Below are 905 nucleotides of genomic sequence, written 5' to 3'. Positions count from 1 at the left end.
TGTAAAACGTGCCATCGCTGACGCCGTGCTTCCGGCACAACTCCTTGGCGCCTATCCCGGCTTGGTGCTCCTTCAGGATGCCAATGATCTGCTCTTCGCTGAAACGGCTTTTCCGCATCATCTGTCTCCTCGTTTGGAGAACAGGCTAACCTCAAACCGCGGACTTTTCAGGGGAGCAGGTCACTCGTGTTGATTGGAAGTGGTTGCCTAGATCTGACGCAGAGGGCCGCTCGGGAGGAAGGGCAGTGTGGAGGGCCACCGCGATGCCGCGAAGCCTTAGCGGGCAATGTAGAGCCGGTCTCTGTCGCCATAGCGTAGCTGCGATTGGACAGAGCGAACAAAGACAGCGTCCGCGGATACGCGCGACGCTAGCCTCTCGCCCCCGGAGACATACACATCGGAGGGGGCGGGAGGCGGGCAGCATATCCCTAGACTTGTTCCAATATGCATTTAGTGGTGGCTGTCTGACCGATGAACCGGATTTAAGGGAGGGGAGAGCGCTGACTGCCGCCACTATTACCTGAGTATCGGCGGGATCGATCCTGCGCTTACCATCCGCGACCTTGCGCAAGCCGTCAACCTGTAACATACTGTTCAAAAGCGTTATTTTTCGCGTCGTTGCTTCGCCGACACGATTTAACCTATGCGTTTAGTGGTGGGCCGAGCGTGTTACGGCCTCTTATTCGGCTGCTTGGCTTGCCGCAGAATCCGCCGCTGCCTAACTTACCCCAACAAGACGGTTTGCCTGTGCGCCCAGCTGCACATTCACCCCTTCGGTGCGCAAACCTGACGTAGAGAACGGCAATCTTCTGTTGGTGGAAACATGGCGGCGACGAATATCGAACAAAAGGCCCTCAGCCTGCTGAACGCATTTGAACGGGCTGGCAAGTCGGTCAGCCGCGTCA

2 protein-coding genes are annotated in these 905 nt (G+C 57.5%); both read right to left on the bottom strand.

All coding sequences use genetic code 11. The annotated features are described in order from the left end of the window. On the bottom strand, window positions 1-118 hold a 118-nt coding region (locus LCM32_RS21895), incomplete at its 3' end, for a transposase (protein ID WP_224819857.1). Between the two features lie 600 nt (window positions 119-718). Next, window positions 719-905 (bottom strand): hypothetical protein (locus LCM32_RS21890; RefSeq protein WP_224823209.1); only part of this gene is annotated, 187 nt, incomplete at its 5' end.

It is taken from the genome of Pseudooceanicola nanhaiensis, from assembly GCF_020171315.1.
Lineage (GTDB): Bacteria > Pseudomonadota > Alphaproteobacteria > Rhodobacterales > Rhodobacteraceae > Pseudooceanicola > Pseudooceanicola nanhaiensis_A.
Note: the sequence above shows the minus strand (reverse complement) of the source record. Positions and strands in the feature narration are given on the sequence as shown.